Origin of the sequence: Microbacterium sp. (assembly GCF_049661145.1) — a bacterium.
In the GTDB taxonomy this organism is placed as follows: Bacteria; Actinomycetota; Actinomycetes; order Actinomycetales; family Microbacteriaceae; genus Microbacterium.
Genome location: NZ_JBASZT010000392.1, coordinates 1 through 26874, shown reverse-complemented (window position 1 = coordinate 26874; position 26874 = coordinate 1). Strand labels below are relative to the sequence as shown.

The following is a 26874-nucleotide window of genomic DNA, read 5'->3' as shown; positions in this document are numbered from 1 at the left end:
GCTCTCGCGCGCGGCACCGGCGGTCGGCGGAGCGGGATCGACCACCGTTGCCTCCATCGCGTCCTCGGCCTCGTCGTCGCCGCCTTCGTCATCCTCGTGCCAACAAGCGCTCCCGATGCGGCGGCGTCCCTCGCGGTCGGTCACAGCACGCACGGTGCGGGCGGCGGGGGTCTCGCGATCCTCGCGGGCGCAACAGTCCTCGGCTCCACCGTGCAGGGACTGACCATGCATCGTCGGGCAGCCGCCGGTATCCCGCCCACACGTGCACATCGCGCGGTTCGCGCCCTGGCGCGCGCAGAGCCGCTGCTGATGTCCGCCGCCCTCATCCTCATGTGGCTGCATCACGGTCTGTAGACCCGCGCAGCATCACCGCACCACACCCCCGAAAAGTAAGGACTGCACCATGTTGAACACACCGCCCGAACGCATCGTCACGGACGCGCGAATCTACACCGGCGACCCGGAGCTTCCGTGGGCGGGGGCACTCGCCATCACGGATGGCGTGATCTCGGCGATCGGCTCGGCGGCCGATGTCGAGTCCCTCGCAGGCCCCGACACGATCATCGAACACCTCGACGGTTGTTTCATCATGCCGGGGATCAACGACCTCCACACCCACATCGGCATCGGCGGATCGATGCTCGCGTGGGAGATTCCGCTCCTGGCGACCGATACGAAGGACGACATCCTCGCGAAGGTCCGTGAGCGCGCCGCCACGCTGGGACCCGACGAGTGGATTCTCGGCGCTGCGGTCAACGGCGCGGTCATGGGCGAGATCTCCGAAGACGCCGGCGCCCTCGACGAGCTGGACGAGGCTGCGGGTGGGCGCCCCGTCATCCTCCGCGACGACAGCCAGCACAACCGTTGGGTGTCGTCGGCGACACTACGGGCGATGGGGGTGGATGCCGAAACACCAGATCCCGAGGGGAACCGATTCGTGCGAGACGCCGAAGGGCGGCTCACCGGCTGGCTGTTCGAGCTGTACGCGTCCTCGCTCGCGGAGGAAGCCTACAATCGCGCGATCGTCGACCCGGCGGCGCGCTATAGGGTGTCTGTCGAAGCAGCACTGTCGGCCATGAATGCCGTTGGCATCACAGGGATTCAGGATGCGGGGAGCATGGGCGTGCTCTTCGAGGCCCTGCGCGCGATGGAGTCGGACGACGTCCTCACCGCGCGTGTCGTCACCTCGACGCCGGCGCTTCCGTTTGTCGAACCCGGCGTGACGGGAGAGGAGCTCCAGGCGATCGCCGCGACGCACCGCAGCGCGCGCATCCGACCGGACTTCGTCAAGCTCTTCCTCGACGGAGTGCCGATGACCCGCACGGCATACATGCTCCAGCCCTACATCTGTCACGATCGCACCGAGGATCCGCAGTGGCGCGGCGAGCCGTACTGGAGCCTCGACGAGCTGACCGACGAGCTCGTCGCTCTCGCGGAGGCGGGCCTCGGCGCGAAGATGCACGCGATCGGCGACGGCTCGGTGCGTCAGGCTCTCGACGCCGTCGAACGCGTGCGCGCGCGCATCGACACCGATGTGCGCTTCCAGATCGCGCACGTCGGCATCGTGAGCGTCGACGATCGGCCGCGTTTCGCAGCGCTCGACGTCGTCGCCGAGATCTCGCCCCACCTCTGGTACCCCAGCGAGTTCGACGGCGCGATCGTGGCGCAGGTGCCCATGAGTGCGCTTGCCACGGCGCACCCGCACCGAGCGCTCCTCGACGCGGGCGTGCTCGTCGCCGCGGGTTCGGACTGGCCCGTCGGCAGCCCACTGCCCTCGCCGTGGCTCGGCCTCGAGACCCTTGTCACGCGGACAAACCCGGATCCGCGGATCCCGGGATCCCTGGACCCCGCGCAGGCGCTCACCCTCGAGGAGGCGATCGACGTCTTCACGCGGCGCCCGGCCGTCGCGATGGGTGTAGGTGACATCACCGGCCAGCTCACCGTGGGGCGCTCGGCGGACTTCGTCGTGCTCGCCCACGATCTGTTCGCGGTGCCCGTGACCGACATCCATCGAACCGAGGTGCTCGCGACGTTCTTCGAGGGCCGTGCGGTGCACCGGGCGTAGTCCGAACCGCCGATAGACTCCCGTCCGGATCGATCTCCCGATCCGGACGGGAGCCCCCATGCCGAAGGTCGTTGACCATGGCGAGCGACGTGCGGCACTGATCGAGGCCACGTGGCGTGTCATCGTCGCCGACGGTCTCGAAGCCGTCACGCTCCGTCGCGTAGCGGCGGAGTTCGGCTTCACGAACGGCGCCATCCGCCACTTCTTCTCCTCGAAGGCCGAGCTCCTCGAAGCAGCCCTCCAGATGGCCGTGGAGCGGACTGTGCAGCGCGCGCAAGAAGCCGCGAACGGCGCGCGCGGCATCGCTGGACTGCGCGCGTGGTGCCTCGAGATCATGCCGGTCACCGATGTCACCCGGATCGAGGCGCGCATCGTGATCGCATTCGCCGAGAGCGTCGCTACCGGGAGCGTCGCAGTGCCCAACCGCGGTCCGGAATGGGACGATGTCCTACGGGAATGCATCCGCGAGGCGCGCGACGCCGACGAGATCACATCTCCCGAGAGAGACGCCGACATCATGCACTTGCTGACCTGGATGATGTACGGCTTGCAGTACCAGGTGTTCCTCCAGCCCGCCGACACGACAGCCGAGGTTCAGATGGGGGTGCTCGACGCCTACCTCCGCATGCTGCGCTAACCGGAGTCAGCCTAATCTGTGGGGTGATCGCGACGCTCCGTGCGGCTGACGGCTTCATTTGAAGGGTGGTCGATCGGGGGCTGTCCGGCGCCTTGTCAGACTTCGGGGCGGTAGGCGGTCGCCGTTCGAAAAGGGCTCTTCACGATTGAGGGTGTAGTCGGGTGAGCGCGCTCGTGGCCGGGTAGGGGTCGAGGTCTCCCGGATGATGGAAGTTCTTCACGCTCACCATCACCGAAAGACCTCGACGTGCTCCACCCTACTTTCACGCCCCCGACCTGACCACGTTCTGCCGCCTCGACGAGCTCGGGTTGGTCGCCGTGGGCCAACTGCTCGAGCCCGACCGGGCGACGATCGAGTGCCGCGTCGTCGACGACGACCCGTGGTGTCGGAAGTGCGCCGCGGAGGGCGTTCCGCGGGACACGGTGACGCGCCGGCTGGCACATGAGCCGTTCGGGCATCGGCCGACGACGCTGCTGGTGCGGGTGCGCCGGTACCGGTGCGCGTACTGCCGCCGCACATGGCGGCAGGACACGACGAAGGCGGCGGCGCCGAGAGCGAAGATCTCGCGTGGTGGCTTGGAGTGGGCGTTGCGCGGCATCGTCGTCGACCACCTCACCGTGTCCCGGGTCGCCGCTGGTCTCGGGGTGTCCTGGAGCGCCGCGAACGCCGCTGTCCTCGCCGAGGGCAAGCGGCGGCTGATCGACGACCCCACCCGGTTCGATGGGGTGACCACGATCGGTGTCGATGAGCACGTCTGGCGTCACACCCGGTTCGGCGACAAGTACGTGACCGTGATCATCGATCTCACCCCCGCCCGCGACAAGACCGGGCCGGCGCGGCTGCTGGACATGGTCGAGGGCCGCTCGAAGGCCGTGTTCAAGCAGTGGCTCGCCGGCCGGTCGAAGGACTGGTCGAAGCGGATCGAGGTGGTCGCGATGGACGGGTTCGCTGGCTTCAAGACCGCGGCCGCGGAAGAGCTCCCTCACGCGGTCCCCGTCATGGATCCGTTCCATGTCGTCCGGCTGGCCGGCGACGCGCTGGATGTCTGCCGACGCCGGGTGCAGCAGGACACCACCGGGCACCGCGGCATGAAGGGCGACCCGCTCTACAAGGCCCGCCGCACCCTCCACACCGGCGCGGACCTGCTCACCGACCGCCAGCGGGCACGGCTGGACGCGGTGTTCGCGAGTGAGGATCACGTCGAGGTCGAAGCGACCTGGGGCATCTACCAGCGCATCGTCGCCGCCTATCGCGAACCCGACAAGAAGAAGGCCAAGGAGATGATGCAGGAGGTGATCGCGACGATCACCAGCGGGGTTCCCCCGGTGCTGGTCGAGATCCGCAAGCTCGGCCGCACGATGAAGCAGCGCGCCGCCGACATCCTCGCGTTCTTCGACCACCCCGGCACCAGCAACGGGCCGACGGAGGCCATCAACGGCCGGCTCGAGCACCTCCGCGGCTCCGCGCTCGGCTTCCGGAACCTCACCCACTACATCGCCCGGTCGCTGCTCGAGGCCGGAGGATTCAGGCCCGCACTACACCCTCAATCGTGAAGAGCCTCGAAAAGCCCGATCGAGGAACTGCGCGATGGTGGTGCCACAGTCGAGCGCTCCCACAACCGAGAGCTACCGCCGGCTCGCCCGAGATGAACCGACGAGCTCCAGGTGACGACAGGCGAGCTGACAACCGAGGGCAGATACCCAAGACATAGACGCTATGGGGTGTTGAGCCGGGGGCCTCCTCTCGCATAGACCGTGGGTTGCGAGCCGGGGTGTTCCGGCTTGCCGAGCCACATATGTGAGGGAGGCCCCAGTTGATTACTTAGCTGTGATGTCCAGGGACGTTGTTTTGTGAATCGCGGTTTGAGCTGCTAATAGGCGAAGGCCTCCGGTTGTGAAGTGGAGCTGTCTAGAAACCGCTTCACGAACCAGGAGGCCTTCGTGTCCCACGCTAATGCTGCTCTGACTCCGCGAGCTCGTTTGAGGCTGGCGCGGCTCATCGTCGACGACGGCTGGTCGGCGATGGTCGCGGCGAAGATGTTCATGGTCTCGCCGGTCACCGCCCGCAAATGGGCGCACAGATACCGCGTCGAAGGTCGCGCGGGGATGGCCGACCGGTCCAGTCGGCCGCGGTCGATGCCGACTAAGACGGCCCCGGCGGTGGTCAAGCGAATAGTGGACATCCGTTGGCGGCGTCGCCTGGGACCGGTGCAGATCGCCGGCGAGCTCGGGATGCCGGCCTCGACCGTTCACGCCGTACTGACCCGGTGCCGGATCAACCGACTGTCCCGGATCGATCGGGTCTCCGGGAAGTACGTGCCCTGCCGCAGCTTCGGGATCTGAACGTCGATCGTCCCAACCCGGGTGTCGAGGTCGCGGTGCCGGTAGCCGTTGCGTTGGGTGACGCGGTCGTTGGAGCGCTGTCCCCATTCGGCTCCGACGACGTTGTCCGCGTCGGCGGACAGCGGCGCGTTGATCATGGTCTGCAACAGGCTGCGCATCAGGTCGGGCGACGCATCGCCCAACGCTTCCTCGAGCAGGCCGGCAGGGTCGACAATATGAGGTGCGGTCATCGTGAAGATGCCTTTCGAGTGGGATGTGAGAGTTTCCTCGAAGGACTACACGGTGACCGCGCCCACGTCTACGACGAGACCGGCCACCGCGAACTACACCACGTTAAGGGGCACTACTATTCCACGAGCCCACGATCGCCTACGTCGCCCGTCGCACCGCCGAGGGCAAGAGCAAACGCGACATCATCCGCTGCTTGAAACGCTACGTGATCCGCGAGGTCTACCACCTCGTAAAGACCGACCCCAGAACCGGCGAAATCATGAGTTGACAACTATAGGAGCATCAACGCCCTGGCAGAGTCGACGATCGGGCTGTTCAAGAATGAAGCGATCCGCGACGGATCCCCCTTCCGATCAGGGCCGCTCCGCACCATCGACGACGTCGAATGGATCACCGCCGGCTGGGTCGACTGGTACAACGCCCGACGCCTGCACTCGACCCTCGGCGACGTCCCGCCCGACAAGTTCGAGCAGGAGTACTACGCTCACCAAGAATGGCCACGCCACCCGGTGCTGGCACCCGCATAGGAGCGGCACAGAACCGGGGACGGTTCACTCCGCTTTGTGGGCAGTCATCATCAAATCTCTCTGTGTTAAATGATCTGGGGGCTGATACCTCCCCCGCGGAGAACGAAGGCAGCTGGACACGGCCTCGGAGATTCGGCTGGTACGCCGCCGAAACGCTTCTAGGAGCGACGGCGTGTCGGGCAGCTCAGTGTGCGGCGGTAGCGCCCTTGTGGTCGACGCCGCGGACGGTTACGAACGCGACAACCAGTGAAACCGCGCCAGCGATCGCCGCCCATAGGGTTCCCGTGGCGAGGCCCAGCGGGAGGATTACGGCGGCGGCGAGGGCAGCGCCGAGCTCTCTGCCGCCGGAGGTGACCCCGGACGCGAGACCGGCGCGTTCTTGGCTAGCTCGGGCGAGGCCGGCGGTCGAGGTGGTGGGCACGTGGAGCCCCCATCCGAACCCGATGATGGCGAGGAGGGTCGCGAGAGCCACGTAATTGTCGAAGACAAGTGGCAGCGCAGGCATCGGAAGGATCACGACGAGCGAGGCAAGCAGCAACGTGCGGCGTGTTCCGAGCTTGGCAACGATCCAACCTGCCCCGAGAGCGGCGACCACGTTTCCCAGCGCGAGCGGCAAGAGAGCGACGCCGGCCATGAACGGCGTGTACCCGTTCTGCTCCTGCAGCCCAATGCTGACGATGTAAAGAGTGCCGAAGAAGGCCGCCGTACCAAGAATGGTGACGATCGCGTTTCCGCTAAACGCGACATCGCGCAGCTGAGACATGGGGAGCAAAGGGCTGGCGACGCGGCGTTCGACCCACCAAAACGCGACGGCGAGAGCTACGACGAGGGCGACACCCGCGATGATCATCCAAAGACCCAGATGCGCAGCGTCATGGGCAACATAGGTGAGGGTGCCCAACAGTGCGACCATGAGCACCTGGCCGGGCACATCAAGTCGAACGTTCATGCCGGACAGGCGAGGGAAGACAATCACCCCGATACCTACCACGACCGCCGCAACCACCGCGACCGCCACGAACAGCACCCGCCACGACCACACCGAGACGAGCGCACCGCACAGAACTGGCCCGACTGCCGCTCCCAGCGCGTTGGCGCCAGCCCAGATCCCGACAGCGGTTGCGTGCGCATTATCATCGCCGCGATACACGCGATCGATGATCGCGAGTGCTGCGGGGAGGACCAGGGCAGCACCGACACCCTGACCAAAAGTGCCAACGATGACTATCGACGTGGTGGGGGCGACGGCGGCAACGAGCGAAGCGGCAACGAAGACGATCAGCCCCGCCGCGAACGTCCGCTGGGCCCCGAACCGATCACTCAGGGCGCCGCCGCTGATCGAGAACATCGCGAACGCGAGCGTGTACCCGGCCAAAATCCATGCGGCAGCGCTTTCGCCCGAACCCAGCTCGGCGCGGATCGACGGTAGCGCGATATTCAGTCCAGAAGTCAGAAGGATCACGACGAACGTGCCGAGGCTTGCGCTGAGCAACACCAGGGGTCGAGACCGAAGACGGGGAGTATCAGTTGAGGAAGTCACACCTCCAGTATAGTTCGGCCGCGAACGAACTACTCCAGGGTGACGATCAGGTTCCGGAGGGCGATGACCAGTTGCTCGCGTTGGGACGGAGTCAAGCTGGCGAGCATCGAGTTCTCAAAATCAAAGTGTGCCTCGATCCCGGCATCGAGTGCGGCGCGACCCTTCTCGGACAGTCGAATAAGGACAGAGCGGGCATCCGACGGCGACTGCTCGCGGATGATCCAGCCATCGTCTTCGAGACGCTTGAGCCGGCCAGTGAGCCCCGCAGCAGACACGAGCATCGCTTGCTTGAGTTGGCCGTGAGTCAGCGTGTGGGGCGGCTCCGCGCGCCGAAGGGCTCGAATCACATCAAAGTCACCGAGGTTGCTCACCGGCAACTCAAAGGCGCGGCGCAACCGCACGCCTTGACGCTCGTCAATGACGTGAGCGAGTCGCTGAATACGCGCGAGCACCTCCCCCGGTGAAGTATCGAGTCCAGGCCATGCAGCCTCCCACTGACGACTCGCTTCATCGACCGCATCCCACGTCATTCCAGCAACTCCATCTCATTTCGTTCGCGAGCGAACAGTATCATTGCAACGTGCGTTCACACATTGTCATCTAATGGGTCCTTGCCGGCTTCTTCCTACTCACGGATGTCGCCTACTTCACAAGGGGGTACATAGACCTCGGTCGCGTGGAGTGGGTCGGAGTGACCGCCCTGACCTGCGTCACGACCATGGTCGCCTGGTGGGCCTTCTTCCTCCAGGTCGCGCATCGCCGCCAGGGCGGGGAAGATGTCTCCGACTTGGAAAATGCCGAGATCGACGACGGAGATCCCGAAGTGGGTGACTTCCACCCGTCGAGCTGGTGGCCGATCACGCTCGCCGGCGCGCTAGCTTTATCGATGGTCGGAACCGCGATCGGCGGCACTTGGCTCGTATTCGCCGCCGTGCCACTCGTCCTCATCTGCATCGTCGGGTGGGTGATGGAAACCTACCGTGGATACTACGCTCGCTAACGTAGGCGTGCGAAACCAATCGGTGACAGATTGATCTGCCCCGCAAAGAAAGGTTTCAGCTGGTGGCATGATCCGAAGGCTCATCCTCATGCCCCACCCCGACTCGGGCCAAAGCTTCGCGCTCGCTCTACAGTGCTCGTACGTTTGACAGCACTCGGGACTGCTGCACGAGTAGGTGACATCTGATCTGGCTTGCCCGAGGGGCGCGCCTGGAAGGATGTTGCTGTGCCCAAGCCCTACCCGAGCGAGTTCCGTGACGACGTCGTGCGCGTCGCGAGGAACCGCGAACCCGGAGTGACGATCGAGCAGATCGCGAAAGACTTCGGTGTTCACCCGATGACGTTGCAGAAGTGGCTGCGTCGCGCCGACATCGACGAGAGCGCCAAGCCCGGTCAGACCCGGTCGGAGGCGGCCGAGATTCGCGAGCTGCGGAAGCGGAACCGGCTGCTCGAGCAGGAGAACGAGGTGCTGCGGCGGGCGGCGGCGTATCTGTCGCAGGCGAACCTGCCGGGAAAATGATGTACCCGCTCGTGACAGAGCTCGCCGAAGCAGGGATCCCTGTGTCGGTGACGTGCCGGGGGCTCAAGCTCTCCCGCCAGCCCTACTACCGTTGGTTGGCCGACCCCATCACCCCGAGCGAGGTGGTGGAGGCGTATCGCGCGAACGCGTTGTTCGACGCCCACCAGGACGACCCCGAGTTCGGGCATCGACTGCTCGCGGACGAGGCCCGCGACCACGGTGAGGCGATGTCGGACCGGACCGCGTGGCGGATCGCGTCGACCAACGGCTGGTTCAGCGCGTTCGGCAAGCCCAAGCGGAGCAAGGCCCGCAGACCGGGACCGCCCGTGCACGACGACCTCTGCGCCGTCGTCGACGAGCACGGCCGGACCCGACACGTGTTCGCCGCCGATGCCCAGAACCAGCTCTGGCTCACGGACATCACGGAGCACCGGACCGCGGAGGGCAAGCTGTACCTCTGCGCGATCAAGGACGTGTACTCCGGCCGGATCGTGGGGTACTCGATCGACTCCAGGATGAAGTCCCGGCTGGCCGTCCAGGCGCTCGAGAACGCCGTCGCGATGCGCGGCGACGTCGCCGGTTGCGTGGTGCACAGCGATAGAGGATCTCAATTTCGCAGCCGGAAGTTCCGTCGTGCTCTCAACCGTCATCGCATGGTCGGCTCCATGGGCAGAGTCGGGTCGTCCCTCTTAACCGGGTCTGTCCGATGAACGGTGTTTCTGGGCCGGCGGTCATTAGTTGATTCGGCCTTCGAAGGCGATCGCGAACGCGTTCAGTGCGGGCTTCCACCTCGTCGCCCAGCGTGCCCTGCCTCGACCCGTCGGGTCAAGCGATCGGGTCACGAGGTAGAGGCACTTCAGCGCGGCGGCGTCGTTGGGGAAGTGCCCACGAGCTCTGACCGCGCGGCGGTAGCGGGCGTTGAGTGACTCGATCGCGTTCGTCGAGCAGATGATCCGGCGGATCTCGACGTCCCAGTCGAGGAATGGCACGAACTCGGACCATGCGCTCCGCCAGAGCTTGCTGATCGCCGGATATTGCCCGCCCCATTTGGCGTCGAACTCTTCGAACCGCTCCCGTGCTGCTGCTTCGGTCGGCGCGGTGTAGACGGGCCGCAGGTCCTTGCCCATCTCTTCCCAGTAGTGTCGCGACGCGAACCGGAACGTGTTGCGAATCAAGTGGATGATGCACGTCTGCACCGTCGCGAGCGGCCACGCCGTGTTGATCGACTCAGGTAGGCCCTTCAGCCCGTCGCAGACGACGATGCAGACGTCCTCGGCGCCACGGTTCTTGATCTCGGTCAGCACGCCGAGCCAGAACTTCGCGCCCTCGCCACCGTCGCCGGCCCAGATCCCGAGGATGTCCCTCTCTCCGTTCACGGTGACGCCGACGGCGAGATAGAACGGCTTGTTCCGCACCTGGCCGTCCCGGACCTTCACCACCAGTGCGTCGATGAACACCACCGGGTAGACCCTGTCCAGCGGACGGTTCTGCCATTCGGTCATCTCCTCGATCACCTTGTCCGTGATCCTCGAGATCGTGTCCTTGCTCACCGACGCCCCGTAGACGTCGTCGAAGTGCGCGGCGACCTCACCGGTCGTCAGCCCACGGGCGGTCAGCGAGAGCACGATCTCGTCGACCCCGGTCAGCCGCCGTTGCCGCTTCTTGACGATCTTCGGGTCGAACGACCCGTCCCGGTCCCGCGGGACCTCGATCTGCACCGGCCCGACTTCGGTGAGCACGGTCTTCGACCTGGTGCCGTTGCGGATATTGCCGCCGTCGGCGGGCTGGTGCTTGTCGCGGCCGAGGTGCTCGGTCATCTCCGCATCCAGCGCGGTGTCCAGCACCCGCTTCGTCAACCCGTTCAGCAGCCCATCCGGGCCCAGCAGGTCGACGCCCTGTTCTTCGCTTGCCTCAGCAGCTGCTCCGCGAGCTGCTGCCCATCAATGATCTCCCCAGTCACAGGATCGATCATCTCGGTCGTGTCCATCACGGCCAGTTCCTTTCGGTCAGGCCGACCCAGAAACACCGGAAATCAGACAGTCCCAATAGCGCGAGTCTCCATCAGACCCAGGGCGCTTGAGGGCGAGTGGAGGCCGGCTGATTTTCTCCGTCTGGTTCGAACGCAGATTGCCCGCGGGGCGGCCTAACCTCGTGTCATGACAGGCATCACTGGGTTATCAGAAGACTTTGGCGGGCGGGTTGCGGTTGTCACGGGCGGGTTGAGCGGGATCGGGAAAGCGATCGCCCACAGGCTTGCAGCCGGGGGAGCACACGTCGACATCCTTGACGTGCAGGACGAGAAGGCGGCGGCCGTGATCAACGAGTGCCGACGGCTCGGAGGTGAAGCGACGTACCGTCGTTGCGATCTCTTCGACGCGTCGGCGGTGTTCGAAACCTTCGCCGCGATCGAAGCTGCGCACGGGCGGTTGGACTACGCCGTCAACAACGCCGGGTTCGGGATCCTCGCCAAACCTTTCGGTGAAGTGAGCGCGAGGGAGATCGATCAGCTGCTTGGTATCAACGTGCGCGCGCACATGCTCTGCATGGTTGAGGAGCTGCGCATCATGCGGCGGGGCAAGTTCGGGCGCATCGTCAACACCGCCTCCGGTGCGGGTCTGGTCGCGGGCAAAGGTATGGCTTTGTACTCCGCGTGCAAGCACGCGATCGTCGGTCTCACCAAAGCTGCGGCACTCGACTATGCGCGAGACAACATCACCATCAACGCGATCGCACCGGGCACGGTCGAAACCGAGCTCGTCTCCGCTATCAAAGAAACCAGTCCTGATGATTACGCAGCGTGGGCTGCCTCCAACCCCATCGGGCGTCTCGCGCAGCCCGACGAAATGGCGCGGGTCGTGGCCTTCCTCTGCCTCCAGGACTCCGCCTTCATCAACGGCACCGTGATCCCCGTCGACAGCGGTTACGTCGCAGGAAAATAGCTAAGCGGCTGAACGCTCACGGTGGACGCTTGGGGAGCTCCCCTTGAATGCAGCGCGTCAGGGCGTTGGTGAACAGGCGTCGCAACGGCTTCTTTCGCAGGCGTTCTGGGGATGCCTGCACGTGGGCGGCATCTGTGTCGTCCTGAGAGCGACTCACCTCATCGACCATAAGGTGCTCCGGTGTTGGCAACCGGTCGTTGAGCGATGCCTGCTCGCCGCGCAGCATGACACAAATCGTCCCAGCTCGCCTGCGCCCGGATAGTGATACGATCTCGGGGTTGTCGATCCTGACAGCATCGAGATTGTCACTAGTTCGACTAGGCGAGACTCGGATGGACACCTGACACCTGTCAGGTCGATGTCCGGGTCTTTTTTTGTGCCCGGTCGCCGGACAGGAGCACGAAGATGTCTTCATCCACTACCAGGGGGATCCCTGCACGCATTTTGGAGGAGGTGGGTGGGCCTGGAAACGTGGAGTCGCTGACGCATTGCGCGACCCGCCTGCGGTTCGTCCTCCACGACCCCTCGAAAGCCGACCTGCAGACGCTGAGCAACCTGCCCGGGATCCTGCGTGCGCAGAACGCGGGCGGGCAGACGCAGGTCGTTGTCGGAGGCAAAGTTGAGCAGTACCACGCCGACATCCAGCAGATGCTCGGTGGGCGCGCGGCGACCAGGTCGGCGTCTCCGGCGAGGAAGAAGGAGAACGTTTTTTCGCGGGTGATCGCGTTTATCGCGAGCCTGTTCACCCCGTTGCTGCCTGCACTGGTTGGGGCCGGCATGATCAAGGCGCTCGTCACCATCTTGCAGACAACCGGCGTCCTCGACCCGGCGACGCCGCTGTACACCGTGCTCTCGATCATGGGCGACGGTGTCTTCTACTTCCTGCCTGTGTTCCTGGCGATCACTACCGCGAAGCGGGTCGACACGAACCCCTATCTCGCTATGGTTTTGGCGGTGGCGGTGCTGCACCCGACGTGGACTGCGCTGGTCACCGCTGGCCAAGCCGACGGGCGCACTACGGAAACGGTCTTGGGCATCCCCGTGTTGCTCATGAGCTACTCGTCCACGGTGATCCCGATCGTGCTGGGTGTCATCGTTCTGAAATGGGTGGTGGTGTTCTTCACCAGGATCATCCCCGAAGCGATCCGGGTGGTCTTTGTCCCCACCCTGAGCCTGCTCGTGGTGATCCCGCTGCTACTGGTTGTGGTGGGCCCTGCGGGCAACTACCTCGGTCAGGGCATCGCGACGGGGATTGGTTGGCTGTTCGCGAACGTCGGGTGGTTCGCTCAGACGGTCCTGTCTGGCCTGCGTCCCGTGCTCGTGATCTTCGGCCTTCACACGACTTTCGTCCCGATCTCGATTCAGGAGATCGCTGCGAACGGGGCGACCGCACTTTTGGTGGGAGCTTTCGTCGCCAACCTGGCCCAGGCGGGCGCGGCGGTCGGCCTGTCCGTCCTGCTGCGTGACAAGGAGCGTTCGGGGGCCGCCGCGGCGGGGTTCACCGCGTTCTTCGGGATCACCGAACCCGCCATCTACGGGTACAACCTGCGGTACAAGTTCCCCTTCTTCCTCAGCTGTGTGGCCGCCGCTCTCGCCGGTACGGTCTTCGGGATCCTGCAGGTGAAGGCGACCGCGTTTGTCCTCCCGAACCTGCTGGGTGTCGGGGTCTTGGAAGGAAACACGAACCTCGTGGTCATCGTGCTCGTCCTCGTTGGCGCCGCGGTCGTCTCCGCGGTCCTGACGATCGCGTACGGTCTCACCATCGGACGCGTGGGGCTGCGGGCCAAGCTCACGGAGGCGCTCGCATCCGACGTCGACGACGTCGCCGAAGACACGTCCCGGGAGGACGTCGAGGCCGCGCACACTGGCCGCACGGCCGTGATGAGCCCGATGAACGGGGTCGTGCTGCCGCTCAGCGCTGTTCCGGACAAGCTTTTCGCCGAAGGGGTCCTCGGAAACGGTGTCGCCATCGACCCGTCCGACGGAGCCGTCGTCAGCCCCGTCGACGGCACCGTGGTGACGGTCACCACTACCAAGCACGCGGTCGGGCTGCGCACCACAACGGGGGTGGAACTGTTGCTGCACGTCGGCATCGACACGGTCAAGCTGAACGGGCGAGGGTTCACTGTGAAGGTGACCCCGGGCCAAGACGTCAAGGTCGGTGACGAACTGCTCACTGTGGACCTTCAGACCGTGCGTGAAGCCGGCTACTCCACCATCACACCGGTTGTGATCGTGGACCCCGCAGACACCGTCATCACAGCGGTAGCGTCCGACACGGTCCTCACCGGACAGTCGCTGTTCACGACAGGAGAAACGCGATGACCACTCGCATTCCCGACACGTTTCTGATCGGTGGAGCCCTCGCCGCGTGCCAGGCTGAAGGCGCGTGGAACGAGGGAGGGAAGAGCCTGACCGTCGCCGATTGTGCGCCTTTCACACCGCACATACCCGGTGAGGCCACCCGCACCCTGCGTCTCGGCCCCGCAGAAATCGACCACGCTCGTACGGCCGACCCGCACCTGTTCCCCAAACGGCGAGGGGTGGATTTCTACCACCGTTTCGAGGAAGACCTCGACCTGCTCCAGGAGATGGGATCCACGGCGTTTCGCTACTCGTTCTCGTGGGCTCGGGTGATGCCGGACGGTGACGGGACGATCAACGCGCAGGCGCTGGACTACTACGACCGCCTCATCGACGCCATCGTCGAGCGCGGCATGGCGCCCATCATGACACTCAGCCACTTCGACCTGCCCGTCGTTCTCATCGACAAGTACGGTGGATGGACAAACCGGGACCTCATCGACCTCTACGTCACCTACGCCACGACCCTCATCGACCGGTACGGTGACCGAGTCAAGTACTGGGTCGCGTTCAACGAGATCAACATGAGCGTGAAGACCCCAGAGAAAACGTTGGGTCTGCTCCGGTCCGAGCAATCCACCCCGACGGAGCAGGAACTTTTCCAGGCACTCCACCACCAGTTCGTCGCCGCGGCACGTGTCGGCGAACACATCGCCCGACACGGCAACCACGTCCAGCTCGGGAACATGATTGGCTTGTTCACCGCCTACCCCGCGACAAGCAAACCCGAGGATGCGTGGGCAGCTGACGAAGCGGAGCGGATGCAGAACTCGTTCTACCTTGACGTGCTCAACAGGGGACGCTACCCCTACTTCGCCGAGCGGTACTTCCGCGAGCACGACGTGTCGCTTGTGATCGCGGACGGGGACCTGGAAACTCTTGCCGCGTACCCTTGCACGTTCATCGGTGCGTCGTACTACACCTCGGCGCTGCAGGCGGCGGACCCCAACGGGTTGGAGCTCACCAGCTCGAACGTGGTCTCCGCGATCCGGAACCCGCACCTGCCCGCCAACGCCTGGGGCTGGCAGATCGACCCTCTCGGACTGCGGTGGGCTCTGAACACTCTCGCCCACACCTACGAGCAACCCGTGATCATCCTTGAGAACGGGAGTGGTTTCCGGGAAGTCTCGGACGGATCCACGATTCAGGACGACTACCGCGTCGACTACGTTGCCGCACACCTATCGGCTGTTCTTGACGCGGTCGCCGACGGTGTCCAGGTCATCGGATACACCGCGTGGAGTGTGATCGACACGATCTCGTCCTCCACCTCCGAGATGGAAAAGCGGTACGGATTTGTGTACGTCGATCAGGACGATCAGGGAAACGGCACCCTCAATCGGAGCAAGAAGGCGAGTTTCGACTGGTTCCGGTCGGTGATCGACAGCCGCGGCTCGGTGTTAGATGGCTGAACCCGTGAGCGGCGGTCCGCCGCCGCTCACCACCGTTCGCGCGTTCAACAACAACATCGTGGTCGCCGTTGACGCTGCAGGCCGCGAATACATCCTGATGGGCAAAGGCATCGGTTTCGGGGCCAGCGCCCACCGCCCCGTCGACCGCGCACGCGTGGACCGGATTTTCCTGCCCCAGGAGGGAGAAGCCACTGACCGGATCGTCGCTTTGCTGTCCGAACTCAGCCCCGACATCCTCGGTGTCGCGCACGATGCCAGCCGGCTCATCGCGAAAAGGCTCCGTGGAGATGTCCACGACTCCCTTGTCGTGGCACTCGCGGACCACCTCGCCGAGGCACTCAAACGCACCCGCAACGGCGACGACCTGACCATCCCCCTCACCGCCGAGGTCCTCTACTCGTTCCCCACGGAAGTGACTATCGCGCGCGACGTATTGCGTCTTGTCGAAGCTCGCACCGGGACGCGTCTGCCGGACCAAGAGGCAGCGGCGATCGCTCTGCACGTCATCAACGCGCGCTTCCAAAGCACAGACATGTCGACGACGTTCCAGCTGACGACTGTTCTCAACGACCTGCTCAACGAAGTGGAGCAGTCGCTCGGGGTGCACGTCGACCCCGCGTCGGTGGACGTCGCCCGTTTCGCCACCCATCTCCGGTTCCTTCTCGTGCGTCTGCAGAATGATCGGCCCCACACCGACACCTCAGACTTCCTGTGGGACGCAGCACGGTCCGCTCACCCCCTGGAGCACACCTGTGCTCTCCGCGTCGGTCAACGCATCGCAGACGTCACGGGCTCGGAGCTGACCCGCGAGGAAGAGCTGTACCTGACCCTGCACGTTCTCCGGCTGACCGCCAAACGCTGACACCGCGAACCCTGACGAGGTGTTGCGCCCCGGGTCTGGTGGAGGCTCCTGACATCCCGGAAGGATGAGGAGCATGCCGAAGTTGAAGAAGTATCCCCCCGAGTTGAAGGAGCGCGCTGTTCGGCTGGTGCTTGCTGCGCGTGACGAGGATGGCGGTCGTCGTGGCGCGTGCACGAGGGTCGGGCAGCAGCTCGGGATTTCGCCGAACACGCTGCGTGGCTGGGTGCAGCGCGCCGAGGTGGACGGGGGTCTGCGGCCGGGCCGCTCGACGGACCACGCGGAACACTGAGCCTCATCGCGGTCGCCGGTACCCTTCTCGGCGCAGCACTCGCCTACGTCTTTCATAGTCGCCTGAGCGCCAGCCAGAGGAAGGAGCCTCGTCGCGATCGTCGGCGAGAGGAGTACATCGATGCGGCAGCTGACCTCGCGGCTGCGGTGGCGACACTCATTCAAGTGAAGTTCGCACGCGCAAAGCTCCGGTTCGCGGGCGTTCAGGACGAGAGACGAGAGACCGCGCGCCAGAAGGTGTACGACGAACGGAGCTCAGCTCGCAGGGCCGGCTATCGGCTTCAACTTGTGGGCAATCCAGCGTCAGACGAGACGCTCGTCATTGCGACAGAGGAACTCATCAGTCTCTGCCGCTCGATCTCCACAGCCTCGACCACTCCCGTGGATGCTGAGAAGCGAATGCGATCCGCCAACGCCGCTCTGGACTCGTTGATTCGCAGTGCCCACCAACGCGCAAATGAAATGTAGGGGTTGGGGCTGCCTGAGCGGCGCGCGATGAGCGACCGGCTCGCGAGCGGAGACCGACCGGCTTCCGACCGCTGCTCGCTTTCACCGACGCCAAGCCTGGGAGATCTTGACCATCAAGTGCCGGGGACAGAAGCCCGGTCCATGCGGAACGGGCATCTATAGGGTACGAGTGTGAGCGAACCGCTGCATCTGCCTGAGTTGGTGAACCTCGCCTACAGCGTTGACGATGACAGTGACCTTGAGGGTGGTGGCGTGTGCGATGCTCTCCTCGGCGATAGCGAGGACGAGATGAGGATCGCCCTCATCAACCAGTATCTGAGCGCGATTCGGATCCTGGCAGACAGCATCCGAGCGTCGACGAACGATTGGACGCTCGGGCGTCCCCTCGTCTTTCTCTCGCACCACCTCGTGGAGATCTCCCTCAAGGCTGTAATCGAGGGGCGCGGGGCGAGCGTGCCGAGGTCCCATGACCTTCCGACTGTGATCGCCGCGGCGCGCTCCGCCGGGTGCTTCGCGGACGTCAGCGCTGAGGCTTCCGCCTGGTGTGAGGACCTGTCGGCGCAATTGAGTTCGATCACAGGAGATGGCACCCCAGGACGGTTCTTCGACGGGCAAGTCGGCGGCGCGGCCATAGATGATCGCTGGTGTTGCCTCAATGTAGACCTGATCGTCGAGGCCACAGGGGCATTTGCTGAGTTGTGCGTTGCTGACGTCATGCGTCGCGACGCCGAAGTCACCGGGCGCGGGCGGCTCGATCCGTAGACCGCCGCGCACGGGTCCCATCGCTCTTCGCGGTTGCTCGCCACACGAATGTCGCCGGGGAAAGTGGATCCAGGGCGGGCAGTGATGGAGAGTCCACTTCATACGTCGGCAGGTCGGGGCACGACGGGGAGCGGCACGGCGTCTCCTCGCGCGAATCGACCGGCACCACAGTGAAGGCAGCCGGGTCGCTTCGCCGGTTCGGTCTCGACGACGTCGTCACTCATCGGGTAGTAGCTCACCCAGTGATCACGAGACACGTCGGGCTCGACCAGGCCGCCAATGGCCATCAGCCAGTCGTCGACCGCACGGGAAGCTGCAACGGCGTTGAGCGTGATCACGCTCGGCGCGTGAACGTCCTCGTCATCGATGTACCGCTGCCGCTTGCGCTGCTCAGGCGAGGTGGCCTCCTCCGTGAGTTTCCAGGCCGGGATCAAGCCGTTGCACTGAAGGCAGCCGCTGCCGGGAGCGCTCATCCTCGAGACCGAGAAGACGTCGGTGACGGCGCCGTCGAGGACACTCACCTTCGCGCCGACTTGAGTACTCGGGATGAGGTACTGGTGGGTGATGGAGTTCACCAGCCGGCGCACGAGGGCCGAGTCGGCGGCCAGGAAGATGTGGTCGCAGTCGAGGAGCATCCGCGCGACATCGGGATCGAGCACTGATCGCGGGACCGCGGTGACCTGCACCGCCGCTGAGGCCTCGCGTGCGACTCGCCTCGCGATGTACACCTTGTGCTTCGCGAACCCATCTCCGATGGCTCGGACGAAGGCAGGGCGCTTCTCGTCGCGCAGCCAGGTAAGGGCGTCCGTCCGCCGAGCTCCGACGACGCGAGGGAGGTTGGTCTGATCGATGCGATCAGGATCAATCAGCACGAGTTCTCCGACTCCGAGGAGAGCGAGGTACTCGGAGATCACGGAGCCAGCGCCCCCGAGGCCGACGACGGCGACCTTCGATGCGGCCAGGACGGCCTGACCACGATCCCCGAAGATGCGGGTCTGCCGGTCGAATCCTGGGTCCGCGACAGCCGCAGGCGCGGGCTGCGGCGTCAGGTCGACACGAGGACGGCCGACGACGCGCAGGTGGGCGATCTCGGCCCGTTCTCCGTTTTCGAGCCAGAGATCGCCGGCGACGGCACCGGAAGCGAACACGAGCGCGCCCACCGGGACGCCGTCGTTGATGTCGAGGAGCGCGGGGTACCCACGGTCATGCGAGGCCATGTCGGTGCCCGAGAACGCGACGCTGTCCCGGCCCCCATGGTTGTGGACAGCGAGATACGCGAGGTGTTCGTCAGCGCAGACGTCGATGTTGTCGGCGACGAACTGTGCCGTGAGCTTGCGGTAACCGCGGTCCCCTCGGACGTAGTCGACTCCGTCCTTGGCAAGGGCGAGATCCTTCACGAGCAGGCGGTTGCCGCGTGGACCGCGAGCGATTCCGCAACGGAGGACCGCGCCGTGCTCGTCGCCGTCCCCGGGGAACAGGTGATCGCGCAATGCGGTCCACTGTTCCCCGGTCATGGTCACGGACCACGCCGTGGTCACTGCTGTTCCAGCCATCGGAGTATCTTCAACGCCTTCGTCGCGGCGGTGTCCACCGCCGGATCGAGTCGGTTGCTGCGTCGCGATAGCTGAGTCGCCGGGACACCGGTCGGGCCGAACGCTCCGGAGGAGAAACCCTCACCGTGCGCTGTACCGTCCTTGCGCTGCAGGTCGGGGCGGACGAAGTGCGGGTAGACGTCCGACTCCGGGTAGGGGTGCGTGATCTGGAACGTCATCCACGACGTCGACTCCGTGTACGCGGTGCCGACGGGAACGGAGTCGATAGTGACCCACGCGCCCCCCTGATCGTCAGAGACGTACGTCACGCTCGATTCCGGGAACGTCTCCCGGAGTTCCTCGATGGCCTCGAGCACGGCAGCCGTGGCGGTCACGAGTTGTCATCTCCGTCATTCGCGCGGAACTCGTCGCCCGGCTGGACGCGAATGTGCTCGTCGTCTCCGACCGGCTTGAACTTCTTGTCGTTCTTGCGCGAAAGCAGGAACCGGGCGCCGATCGCGACCCCCTGCGCGATTGCAGCGTCCTTGATCTGCTGGCCGGTGTGACGGGCACCCTTGAGCACGACGGGCTTGCGGTTCACCGTGATGTTCACGTCGCGGATCTTGAGGGACCCGGTGAAGAAGCGGTCGCCGGTGGCGATGCGAACGACTTCGCCGTCCTGGATGCGGTCGTCCAGTTCGTCAACGAGGTCCTTCCAGATGCCGAGCGTCTCGGGGATCGAAGGCTGAGGAATCTGACGCAGCTGGTCCTCGGTCACGAAGGCGGAGCGCACCTGGTACTCGACCTTGTCGATGGTGATCGTGCGAGGACGGTCGGTGTAGAACCGCATCCCGTCTTCGAGCCGCATGGTCTCGGCTGCGGCGACCGGGTGGTCCTGCGCGTCGTCGAGGTCGAGCCAGATGTTCTCGGCGTGCGGTTCGACGAGTTCGGACAGCTGCTGGCCCGTGAGGCGCTTCTTGCCCGCGTTGACGGCGAAGCCGTCAATGTAGATCTGAGTGATGTCTGCTGATGCCACGATGGGATCCTGTTCCTTGGTGCTGGGAACCTTTCCCGGCACTAGATACAGACGGGACAAGTCCCGATTTGTCCAACGAGGGCTACGCGCATTCCTTGCAGGCGGTCGAGTCGGCGCTGAACTGGCTCACATGCTTGACGAGGAAGCAGCTGTCGCATCGCTTCTCCGTCAGCTGCTCACGGTCGAAAGGCCCTGGGCCGTCCCAGCTGACCGGAGTGCGGACGGCAGTGAAGTCGCGGGGAGGCGAAAAGGTGCGCCAGGGAGCTGCCTCGTCCACCATGATCGCGATCAGCCGGTCGCCCACCCATGCCGCCTGTCCGTAGAGCTGGTTGGATGAGTGCCCCGTGCTGTAGAGGATCTGCGCGTCGTCTCGTGTCCAGAGGTTGCCGGCACCGGATCCGGCTAGGGCCGCGCGAATGAGCGGATTGCTGCTCTGGTCGCTCCCACGAGCGGGAGGAAAGATGGACCCCCGCGCAGCGGCGAACGTGACGACTCCGGACTCGTTCACGACTGCGACGGCACCGGCGCCCTTGAGTCGGCCGGCGATCCGAACCGCAATAGCCGCCCGGGAGGCGTTGGACGCTTCGAAGAGATCAACCGCAGTCTGCGCGGTTACGCCGCCATAGGCAACACAGGCGTCATCGACCATGTCGTCGGGCAGGAGGACACTGGCTGCAAACGCATCGCATGCCGCGTCTTCGAAGCCGACCCGATCTTTGTGCCGCAAGACCGTTCGGCCGAGGTCGATGTGGGTGCGCTGGAGGTGATGGCCGAGCTCGTGGAGCAAGGTGAAATGTTGCCGACGCTTCGACATCGACATGGTCACGATGAGCGTCGGAGGCAGCTCGCGGTAGCCTCCGGCGACCGAGCACCCGAGCGCGGAATCGTTGGGAACGATGTCGGGCACGCGTAGGACGCTCATCCCGGGAATCAGCTCGAGCGTCTCGAACGCGTCGAGAGCTACTTGGATCGACCTGCACCCAGGCGCGGTCTTCATATACCCAGAACCAGGCCGGATGATTCTCTGCGAGGGGCATCTAGCGCCGAGCGGGCGGGTGCGCGACCATGTGCATGACACCGCACGCAAGGAGGCGCACGTGGGCAAGTACGAGTTGTACAAGGACGCCGGATCGCAGTACCGATTCCGGTTGAAGGCGGGCAACGGCGAAGTCATCGCCACATCCGAGGCGTACACGACGAAGGCAGCAGCCCAAAAGGGCATCGCGTCGGTACAAGCCAACGCGAGCTCCGACACCGTCGACCTGACCTGATCCCCTGCGACCTACAACTCGACCGCTCGTCGCTGTCACGCAGCCCTCGACGGGGACCACAAGCCGCGCCGCAATAGGATCGGTTCCGGAGGCGACGGTATGGCGGGCGGTGGATGGCTGGCGACCGAGCTCGGTGAGTTCGAGTCAATGATCGCGCGCACGCTTGAGGCTGTGTCTAGGACTGCGAGTGATGCGAGCGAGCCGGCTGATGCTCGGGCAACGCGCATTCGCGCGACGTTGAGCACGGCGGGGCGAATGGCCGCGCGCCACCCTGACTCCACCGCATCGGAGTCGTGATGAACACGCCAGATGTCTACACACAGCTGATCGCGCCCTCCTTGTTTTCGGGAGAAGGTGTCACCGTTGACCCGTCACTCACGCTGGTTGTCGGCGCACCTGGTTCGGGGAGGATGCGCGTCGCCTGGGCATCAGCCGCCACCGCCGGCGTGACTGCTCCGATCAGCGCTGCCCTCATGCGGGCATTCCATCCGGATGCGGCCGAGCTGTACCGCCAGTTCCCCACGACGGTGGAGTCGATCATGCGTCCCGTGGTCGAGGAATGGACGTCGCGGGCGATCGGCCAGGCACTGGAGGAGCGGCGGTCGCTTGTTCTTGAGGCTGACGCGTTGAGCCCGGATGCTGTGGAGGCAGCCGTCGTGGCCTTCCGTTCCGTCGGCTTCACCTCACGACTCATAATCGTGTCGGCGCGGCCGGCGGATGCGCTGTTGACGACGACGTCTGCGTTCTTGGCTCAGCGCCGCGAGCGTGTGGCGGCACAGTTCTCGTCGGTCGAGTCGACCCGGGTCGCGTTCTCGTCCGCGCCAGAGTTGCTCCGCGCGGTCGAGGTCACGTCGTTGGTGGAGCGGGTGGAGGTCGTGGCCGGGACCGGGGCAGTGTTGCATGCGGCATCCCCTGTAGAGGATCCTGCATCTGCCGCGGGCCTGGTGGACGCGTTTGCGGCTGAGGCGTCGCGGGGGTTCAGTTCGATCGAGGGTGTGCGGTGGTTGGGCGAGTTGCGCCGGACTTCGGAGTACACGCGCGAGGCGCACGAGGAGGCCCCGGCGCTGCTGGATTCGCTGGCCGAGTTGCACCGGCTTGCTCTCACGGATGTGCTTCCCACAATGCCATTGCGCCCCGAGTCGGACCCAGCGGTGCGACAGCGCACTCAGCTCGAGCAGTCGCTGTCGCGGTTGGAGCGTCAGCTCGCATTGCAGGCCGAACCGCCTGTCACGCAACAGCCGGTGGTCGTTGCGCCCGCTCCGTCGACATCACGGGGCCTCGATCGCTGACCGCTCTTGGGCTTCTTCCGGATAGTCGCGGGTTCAGCGGTGCGGGTGTCGCGGAGTGCCGGGTCGTGGAATAGCGCAGGCCCGGAGCGTGAGCGGAGGGGCGAGCATATGCCGCGAAAGCCCGGAACGCAGCGGCGCACGCACCGCTATCCTTTCGTAATCCGGGAGGTGCCTGTCCTTTTCAGTCGATGAGGGCGGTCATCGTCACGAGGAAGTCGGCGCGGTGCGCGGTCGGGTCTTCGATGAGGGCGATGATCACGTCTCCCAGGCGGGTGCGTTCGTCGGGTTCGAGGGGTGCGAGCGGGTCGAGACACCAGGAGATGTCGTTCTCGGATTGCGGGATGGAGGCTGCCTCACCGAATCGGATGGTGACGAAAGTGGCGCGGTAGATGACTTCTTCGACGTCAGCGCGGTCGGCCATGGGGTGATCCTGTCGGGTTGTGCGGCTCACCGGTCGCGGCCACGCCGGTGATCGGTCGGAGTCGTTGCGGCCCGGGGTGGGTCGGGCTGTGGAGCGGGGTGTTTGGGTTGGGTGCGCAGTCGGTCGTTGATGGCGGCGGCGATCGCGTCCATGCGGGCTTCTTCGGCGGCGCGCGCGACCTCGTCTGGCGTGGGAGCGCGCCACTCCTTGGGCGGTTGGACTTTTCCGGTCGCGATCAATTCCTGTTCGAGTTGTCGACGCCTTCCCCGCCCGAGCCGGTCGGCGCCGGTGCGGATTCCTGTCCGGTAGGCGAGCTCTGCGCGGAACAGCTCGTTCGCGTGTACGAGCTCGTCGATGAGGTGCTGCGGTGTGGGTGGTTCGTAGGTGAGCGCCGCGATCTCTCCCGGGGTGCGGGTGCGGGCGAAGAAAGCGTCGGCGGCGGCGAGGTTCGCTTTGCGTTCGGCGCCTGTGACGCGATGCAGCCGGCGCGGCGGCAGTCCGAGTTTGCGACGGCGACGCTCGCCAGCGCGGTATACGCGCGCCCGCTCCCGGGCGCCCTCGGGATCAGCCCAGTACTTCTCCAGCCGCCGCGCTTTCATCTCGTCCGCGTGTGCGGCTCGATAGCGAGCGGCGCCTCTGCTCTTGGCGATCGGGTCGTCGCGGTCCTTGTCACGCTGATGCTGACGCACCTGCTCGCGGTGGGTGTCGCGCCACTTCTGGTTCGCCGCGCGCCGGCGCGCCCGGTACTCCACTGGGTTGTCTCTCTTCTGGCTCTTCCGGTAGGCGCGCTGCACCTCGCGTTGCGTGTCTCGGTGGGCGGCGTAGTACTCCCGGGCGTATACCCGCTTCGCCTCCTTCCGTGCTTCCGTCTCCTTCGCCCGCGCTTGCCGTGCGCGCTCCCGCGCGGACAACTCCTGACGGTGCGTCTCGCGGTAACGCTGCTTGTACGCCTGAACCTTTTCGGGGTTCTCGGCCTGCCACCGGCGACGGGACGCGCGCTGTGATTCCCGGCGGGCGTCGTCGTCGATGGGCTCGTGCTCGGTCATCTGCGTCCCCGCTCACTGCCGGATGCGGTGGGGACGGTAGCGGTGAGTGCGGTCAGCAGCGACTCGGTCGGCGCGAACTGGTCGCGGGGTCTCCTCGGCGGACCGAGCGGGAATGCGGTGTTCGCTTCGGCGGTGCTGCGTTTACCGCGGGGGAAGTATTCGTGGAACACGTCCAGGTGCGCGTCGCGGACCACCCAGATGCAGTCGACCGCCCGCCACACACTGATGGACAGTTCCGCTTCTTCGCACGAGTTCGCCGAGACGCCGGCGATCGTGCCGTCGTCCAGTTGGGCGGTGTACCACTGGTAGTCGCCGCGCCAGACGGTGCGGGTGCGGACCGCATGCTCGATCAGCGCCCGCCGCACTTTGCAGTCCTCCTCGGTGGCGGTGGTGCCGACGATCGGTCGCATCTGTCGGATCCACGCGGCCATCTCGGCGAGAGAGGCCGTCCAGTCCGGCTCCGGGATGGTCATGATGTCTCCCCCGCCCGCGCGACTGGCGGAGAGGGAATATTGAGAGGTGCGATATTGGTCACGCACGCACTCGGTCGGCCCCTGTTTGCCGCGACTGTTCCGTCGGAAATCCCGCGGCGAAGCTCTGAGCAGCGTGGCTTTGCGATAAGGGTTTTGAGCATCCGGTCTGTCCCGGATTCTAAGGTGGCGCGCAGTGCGACGGGGGTCTGCTCAGAACCGATCGTTTTCCGCAGCGGCCGCCTTCGACTCTGTGACGCTCTCTGGCGGTGCGGCCGGTGAAACGGTCGGTACTGGTCGGTCGTCGTCGGTCACCACCGGATGGCGGCGTCCCCCACGCTCGGCGTTTGCGCAGGTCAGCGGCTCGTTCGCCCAGTGGGCGCATCAAGCGATAGACGCAAAGCCGACGTGATGAGGACGTCGGTTCGATTCCCACGGGGGGCTCCGGCGAACAGCCCCTGACCTGCGGAAACGCAGGTCAGGGGCTGTTCGGTTCTGGTGGTCGCGCGATGCGCTGGCCTCACGGCTCTGCCCGACACCGACGTCGCTCTCCTCTGCGACGGACCCCTCGCCGGCTGAGCGCTCGCGGCCGGCATCCTGTCCGTGTGCCGATAGGCCTCGCACCGCTCGGCAACGCAGCATGGCGTTGCGTCGCGACCTGGCTACGGCTCGGAGGGGCGCGATCGTCTCGTGCGTTGGCGGACTACGGGAGCTTGGACGTGAGGACGTCGGCTGTCATGATCTCGGGTGCTGCGCCGAGGAGGTGCTGGTTGGCCGTCAGGTCCGAGCCGTGACCGTCTACGTCGACGACCCACGCATCCAGCCCCGTGCCGGCCGGGGGCCGGGTTCGGTGCGGGTCGGTCTCAGAAGGCGCTGGCGGCGGCTTCGGCGACGGCCTGGTCTTGGACGCCGGTTCCTCCGCTGACGCCGACGGCGCCGACGACCTGGCCGTCGCGCTCGAGCGGGATGCCACCGGCGAAGATCATCACCCGACCGTCGTTGGAGGCGTTGATGCCGTAGAACTGCTCACCGGGTTGGGCGAGGTCGCCGAGGTCTTTGGTGGCTGTGTCGAACGCTCGGGCCGTGAAAGCTTTGTTGATCGAGATGTCGATGCTGCCCAGCCACGCTCCGTCCATCCGTACGTGAGCGACGAGATTGCCGCCGGCATCGACGACGGCGATGTTACTGGGCTGACCCTGCGTGCTGGATTCAGCTTCTGCTGCCGCGATGACACGTTTGGCGTCGTCCAACGACAATGTAGGAATAGATGGCATCAATTGCTCCTTCGAATGTGGCGTGCGCTTTGTGGCTCGAGCCGCTCCAGAGCCGCCCGTTGGTTTGCCTGTTGAGTTTGTGACCGACAGCGCTCGTGTTGTGTTCGCGTTGCGGACGTGCGTTGGCGGACTACGGGAGCTTGGACGCGAGGACGTCGGCCGCCAGGATCTCGGGTGCGGCGCTGAGGAGGTGCTGGTTGGCCATCAGGGCTGCGACGATGGCGCCGTTGGCGTGGGCGTCGCGAGCGGCCTCGTCGGGGAATGCGTCGAAGATCCAGAAGGTGTCGGCGTGGGTCCTGACCGCGAACCAGACAATCGTTCCTACTTCTTCGTTGGCGAGTGCGACAGCGCCGGCGAGCAGATCGGCGACCGCGTCGTGCTGTCCATCGGCCGCGACGATCTTGGCGACGAAGGCATACGGAAGTGATGCGGGTGTGGACATGAGGGACTCTCCTAGTGTCGTGTTTCTGAAGTTCGTTTCGGGTTTGCTTTCGCGAGGATCTGTTCCGGGGTCTTGGTCCAGACGAACGGATGCTTGCGGTCGTTCCAGCCGGTGATGAATTGCCGGATCTTCGCGTT

The 26874-nt window shown here is 65.4% G+C and carries 28 protein-coding genes and 5 pseudogenes; 17 read left to right on the top strand and 16 right to left on the bottom strand.

The window, feature by feature from the left end:
• From WBP48_RS16365 to WBP48_RS16345, 5 genes and pseudogenes are all read left to right on the top strand, one after another.
• Positions 1-354 (top strand): hypothetical protein (locus tag WBP48_RS16365; protein WP_424441801.1); only part of this gene is annotated, 354 nt, incomplete at its 5' end.
• A gap of 49 nt (positions 355-403) precedes the next feature.
• Complete coding sequence (locus WBP48_RS16360; RefSeq protein ID WP_424441800.1) at positions 404-2065, top strand: amidohydrolase; 1662 nt, start codon at positions 404-406, stop codon at positions 2063-2065.
• A 58-nt stretch (positions 2066-2123) separates the two neighbouring features.
• On the top strand, positions 2124-2702 hold the full coding sequence (locus tag WBP48_RS16355) for a TetR/AcrR family transcriptional regulator (RefSeq protein ID WP_424441799.1): 579 nt from the start codon (positions 2124-2126) through the stop codon (positions 2700-2702).
• A gap of 227 nt (positions 2703-2929) precedes the next feature.
• A complete protein-coding gene (locus WBP48_RS16350) occupies positions 2930-4255 on the top strand; it encodes an ISL3 family transposase (protein ID WP_424441803.1) in 1326 nt (441 codons plus the stop codon).
• 387 nt (positions 4256-4642) lie between these two features.
• Positions 4643-5014: pseudogene (locus tag WBP48_RS16345) on the top strand (helix-turn-helix domain-containing protein); the annotation flags it as partial.
• Here the strand turns inward: WBP48_RS16345 and WBP48_RS16340 are convergent.
• A pseudogene (locus tag WBP48_RS16340) lies at positions 5005-5274 on the bottom strand (transposase); the annotation flags it as partial. The pseudogenes WBP48_RS16345 and WBP48_RS16340 overlap by 10 nt on opposite strands.
• A gap of 282 nt (positions 5275-5556) precedes the next feature.
• Here WBP48_RS16340 and WBP48_RS16335 point away from each other — a divergent pair.
• Positions 5557-5802 carry an integrase core domain-containing protein gene (locus WBP48_RS16335; protein WP_424441802.1) on the top strand — a complete coding sequence of 82 codons (246 nt, stop codon included), beginning with the start codon at positions 5557-5559 and terminating at the stop codon, positions 5800-5802.
• 184 nt (positions 5803-5986) lie between these two features.
• On the opposite strand, the gene WBP48_RS16330 is transcribed toward WBP48_RS16335, so the two are convergent.
• Positions 5987-7342: an MFS transporter gene (locus tag WBP48_RS16330; protein WP_424441798.1), complete on the bottom strand. Its 1356-nt coding sequence runs from the start codon at positions 7340-7342 to the stop codon at positions 5987-5989.
• 29 nt (positions 7343-7371) lie between these two features.
• Complete coding sequence (locus WBP48_RS16325; RefSeq protein WP_424441797.1) at positions 7372-7872, bottom strand: MarR family winged helix-turn-helix transcriptional regulator; 501 nt, start codon at positions 7870-7872, stop codon at positions 7372-7374.
• 92 nt (positions 7873-7964) lie between these two features.
• Between WBP48_RS16325 and WBP48_RS16320 the strand changes: the two are divergent.
• The 3 genes and pseudogenes from WBP48_RS16320 to WBP48_RS16310 all read left to right on the top strand — a co-directional run.
• A pseudogene (locus WBP48_RS16320) lies at positions 7965-8342 on the top strand (cytochrome c oxidase subunit 4); the annotation flags it as partial.
• A gap of 225 nt (positions 8343-8567) precedes the next feature.
• A complete protein-coding gene (locus WBP48_RS16315; RefSeq protein WP_424441796.1) occupies positions 8568-8861 on the top strand; it encodes a transposase in 294 nt (97 codons plus the stop codon).
• 11 nt (positions 8862-8872) lie between these two features.
• Entirely contained in the window at positions 8873-9571 is a 699-nt protein-coding gene (locus tag WBP48_RS16310; protein ID WP_424441795.1) for a DDE-type integrase/transposase/recombinase, read from the top strand.
• Positions 9572-9595: 24 nt separating this feature from the next.
• On the opposite strand, the pseudogene WBP48_RS16305 reads toward WBP48_RS16310, so the two are convergent.
• Both WBP48_RS16305 and WBP48_RS16300 read right to left on the bottom strand, forming a co-directional pair.
• Positions 9596-10768: pseudogene (locus WBP48_RS16305) on the bottom strand (IS256 family transposase); the annotation flags it as partial.
• Positions 10723-10851, bottom strand: coding sequence for a hypothetical protein (locus WBP48_RS16300; RefSeq protein ID WP_424441794.1), 129 nt, complete (start codon positions 10849-10851; stop codon positions 10723-10725). The pseudogene WBP48_RS16305 and the gene WBP48_RS16300, both read right to left, overlap by 46 nt.
• Before the next feature lie 166 nt (positions 10852-11017).
• On the opposite strand from WBP48_RS16300, the gene WBP48_RS16295 reads away from it, so the two are divergent.
• A complete protein-coding gene (locus WBP48_RS16295; protein WP_424441793.1) occupies positions 11018-11800 on the top strand; it encodes an SDR family NAD(P)-dependent oxidoreductase in 783 nt (260 codons plus the stop codon).
• A gap of 16 nt (positions 11801-11816) precedes the next feature.
• On the opposite strand, the gene WBP48_RS16290 is transcribed toward WBP48_RS16295, so the two are convergent.
• The gene (locus tag WBP48_RS16290; RefSeq protein WP_424441792.1) at positions 11817-11957 is read right to left on the bottom strand and encodes a hypothetical protein; all 141 of its coding nucleotides are present in this window, start codon (positions 11955-11957) and stop codon (positions 11817-11819) included.
• A gap of 248 nt (positions 11958-12205) precedes the next feature.
• On the opposite strand from WBP48_RS16290, the gene WBP48_RS16285 reads away from it, so the two are divergent.
• The 5 genes from WBP48_RS16285 (at position 12206) to WBP48_RS16265 (ending at position 17956) form a co-directional block, all read left to right on the top strand.
• Positions 12206-14125 (top strand): glucose PTS transporter subunit IIA, encoded by a 1920-nt coding sequence (locus tag WBP48_RS16285; protein ID WP_424441791.1) that lies wholly within the window; start codon positions 12206-12208, stop codon positions 14123-14125.
• On the top strand, positions 14122-15576 hold the full coding sequence (locus WBP48_RS16280; RefSeq protein WP_424441790.1) for a glycoside hydrolase family 1 protein: 1455 nt from the start codon (positions 14122-14124) through the stop codon (positions 15574-15576). Before WBP48_RS16285 ends, WBP48_RS16280 begins: the two co-directional genes overlap by 4 nt.
• Positions 15577-15580: 4 nt before the next feature.
• A complete protein-coding gene (locus tag WBP48_RS16275; protein ID WP_424441789.1) occupies positions 15581-16438 on the top strand; it encodes a PRD domain-containing protein in 858 nt (285 codons plus the stop codon).
• A gap of 73 nt (positions 16439-16511) precedes the next feature.
• Positions 16512-16727, top strand: coding sequence for a transposase (locus WBP48_RS16270; protein ID WP_424441788.1), 216 nt, complete (start codon positions 16512-16514; stop codon positions 16725-16727).
• Between the two features lie 638 nt (positions 16728-17365).
• Positions 17366-17956: a hypothetical protein gene (locus WBP48_RS16265; protein WP_424441787.1), complete on the top strand. Its 591-nt coding sequence runs from the start codon at positions 17366-17368 to the stop codon at positions 17954-17956.
• A 98-nt stretch (positions 17957-18054) separates the two neighbouring features.
• Here WBP48_RS16265 and WBP48_RS16260 read toward each other — a convergent pair whose 3' ends face one another.
• The 4 genes from WBP48_RS16260 to WBP48_RS16245 all read right to left on the bottom strand — a co-directional run bounded on the left by WBP48_RS16260 (position 18055) and on the right by WBP48_RS16245 (position 21431).
• Positions 18055-19509, bottom strand: coding sequence for a ThiF family adenylyltransferase (locus WBP48_RS16260; protein ID WP_424441786.1), 1455 nt, complete (start codon positions 19507-19509; stop codon positions 18055-18057).
• Positions 19491-19883 (bottom strand): hypothetical protein, encoded by a 393-nt coding sequence (locus WBP48_RS16255; protein WP_424441785.1) that lies wholly within the window; start codon positions 19881-19883, stop codon positions 19491-19493. The genes WBP48_RS16260 and WBP48_RS16255 overlap by 19 nt, the downstream gene beginning before the upstream one ends.
• Complete coding sequence (locus tag WBP48_RS16250) at positions 19880-20524, bottom strand: multiubiquitin domain-containing protein (protein WP_424441784.1); 645 nt, start codon at positions 20522-20524, stop codon at positions 19880-19882. The genes WBP48_RS16255 and WBP48_RS16250 overlap by 4 nt, the downstream gene beginning before the upstream one ends.
• Before the next feature lie 82 nt (positions 20525-20606).
• Positions 20607-21431: an ImmA/IrrE family metallo-endopeptidase gene (locus WBP48_RS16245; RefSeq protein WP_424441783.1), complete on the bottom strand. Its 825-nt coding sequence runs from the start codon at positions 21429-21431 to the stop codon at positions 20607-20609.
• A 190-nt stretch (positions 21432-21621) separates the two neighbouring features.
• Between WBP48_RS16245 and WBP48_RS16240 the strand changes: the two genes are divergently transcribed.
• Together WBP48_RS16240 and WBP48_RS16235 are read left to right on the top strand one after the other, a co-directional pair.
• Entirely contained in the window at positions 21622-21795 is a 174-nt protein-coding gene (locus tag WBP48_RS16240) for a DUF1508 domain-containing protein (RefSeq protein WP_121057861.1), read from the top strand.
• A gap of 296 nt (positions 21796-22091) precedes the next feature.
• Positions 22092-23084, top strand: a complete 993-nt coding sequence (locus WBP48_RS16235) for a zeta toxin family protein (protein WP_424441782.1) — start codon at positions 22092-22094, stop codon at positions 23082-23084.
• Between the two features lie 181 nt (positions 23085-23265).
• On the opposite strand, the gene WBP48_RS16230 is transcribed toward WBP48_RS16235, so the two are convergent.
• The 6 genes and pseudogenes from WBP48_RS16230 to WBP48_RS16205 all read right to left on the bottom strand — a co-directional run bounded on the left by WBP48_RS16230 (position 23266) and on the right by WBP48_RS16205 (position 26737).
• Positions 23266-23505: a hypothetical protein gene (locus WBP48_RS16230; RefSeq protein ID WP_424441781.1), complete on the bottom strand. Its 240-nt coding sequence runs from the start codon at positions 23503-23505 to the stop codon at positions 23266-23268.
• 26 nt (positions 23506-23531) lie between these two features.
• Entirely contained in the window at positions 23532-24551 is a 1020-nt protein-coding gene (locus tag WBP48_RS16225) for a hypothetical protein (protein ID WP_424441780.1), read from the bottom strand.
• A complete protein-coding gene (locus WBP48_RS16220; RefSeq protein WP_424441779.1) occupies positions 24548-25024 on the bottom strand; it encodes a hypothetical protein in 477 nt (158 codons plus the stop codon). The genes WBP48_RS16225 and WBP48_RS16220 overlap by 4 nt, the downstream gene beginning before the upstream one ends.
• 700 nt (positions 25025-25724) lie before the next feature.
• Positions 25725-25802: pseudogene (locus WBP48_RS16215) on the bottom strand (antibiotic biosynthesis monooxygenase); the annotation flags it as partial.
• An 82-nt stretch (positions 25803-25884) separates the two neighbouring features.
• Positions 25885-26295 carry a GlcG/HbpS family heme-binding protein gene (locus WBP48_RS16210; protein ID WP_063250650.1) on the bottom strand — a complete coding sequence of 137 codons (411 nt, stop codon included), beginning with the start codon at positions 26293-26295 and terminating at the stop codon, positions 25885-25887.
• A 130-nt stretch (positions 26296-26425) separates the two neighbouring features.
• A complete protein-coding gene (locus tag WBP48_RS16205; RefSeq protein ID WP_014909223.1) occupies positions 26426-26737 on the bottom strand; it encodes a putative quinol monooxygenase in 312 nt (103 codons plus the stop codon).
• Between the last annotated feature and the right edge of the window lie 137 nt (positions 26738-26874).

Bases quoted from the DNA above. Each gene is read 5' to 3' on its own strand.
- WBP48_RS16360 (WP_424441800.1), top strand. From the start codon at position 404: ATGTTGAACACACCGCCCGAACGCATCGTCACGGACGCGCGAATCTAC.
- WBP48_RS16355 (WP_424441799.1), top strand. From the start codon at position 2,124: ATGCCGAAGGTCGTTGACCATGGCGAGCGACGTGCGGCACTGATCGAG.
- WBP48_RS16325 (WP_424441797.1), bottom strand. From the start codon at position 7,872: ATGACGTGGGATGCGGTCGATGAAGCGAGTCGTCAGTGGGAGGCTGCA.
- WBP48_RS16295 (WP_424441793.1), top strand. From the start codon at position 11,018: ATGACAGGCATCACTGGGTTATCAGAAGACTTTGGCGGGCGGGTTGCG.
- WBP48_RS16285 (WP_424441791.1), top strand. From the start codon at position 12,206: ATGTCTTCATCCACTACCAGGGGGATCCCTGCACGCATTTTGGAGGAG.
- WBP48_RS16280 (WP_424441790.1), top strand. From the start codon at position 14,122: ATGACCACTCGCATTCCCGACACGTTTCTGATCGGTGGAGCCCTCGCC.
- WBP48_RS16270 (WP_424441788.1), top strand. From the start codon at position 16,512: ATGCCGAAGTTGAAGAAGTATCCCCCCGAGTTGAAGGAGCGCGCTGTT.
- WBP48_RS16260 (WP_424441786.1), bottom strand. From the start codon at position 19,509: ATGGCTGGAACAGCAGTGACCACGGCGTGGTCCGTGACCATGACCGGG.
- WBP48_RS16235 (WP_424441782.1), top strand. From the start codon at position 22,092: ATGAACACGCCAGATGTCTACACACAGCTGATCGCGCCCTCCTTGTTT.
- WBP48_RS16230 (WP_424441781.1), bottom strand. From the start codon at position 23,505: ATGGCCGACCGCGCTGACGTCGAAGAAGTCATCTACCGCGCCACTTTC.
- WBP48_RS16225 (WP_424441780.1), bottom strand. From the start codon at position 24,551: ATGACCGAGCACGAGCCCATCGACGACGACGCCCGCCGGGAATCACAG.
- WBP48_RS16220 (WP_424441779.1), bottom strand. From the start codon at position 25,024: ATGACCATCCCGGAGCCGGACTGGACGGCCTCTCTCGCCGAGATGGCC.
- WBP48_RS16210 (WP_063250650.1), bottom strand. From the start codon at position 26,295: ATGCCATCTATTCCTACATTGTCGTTGGACGACGCCAAACGTGTCATC.
- WBP48_RS16205 (WP_014909223.1), bottom strand. From the start codon at position 26,737: ATGTCCACACCCGCATCACTTCCGTATGCCTTCGTCGCCAAGATCGTC.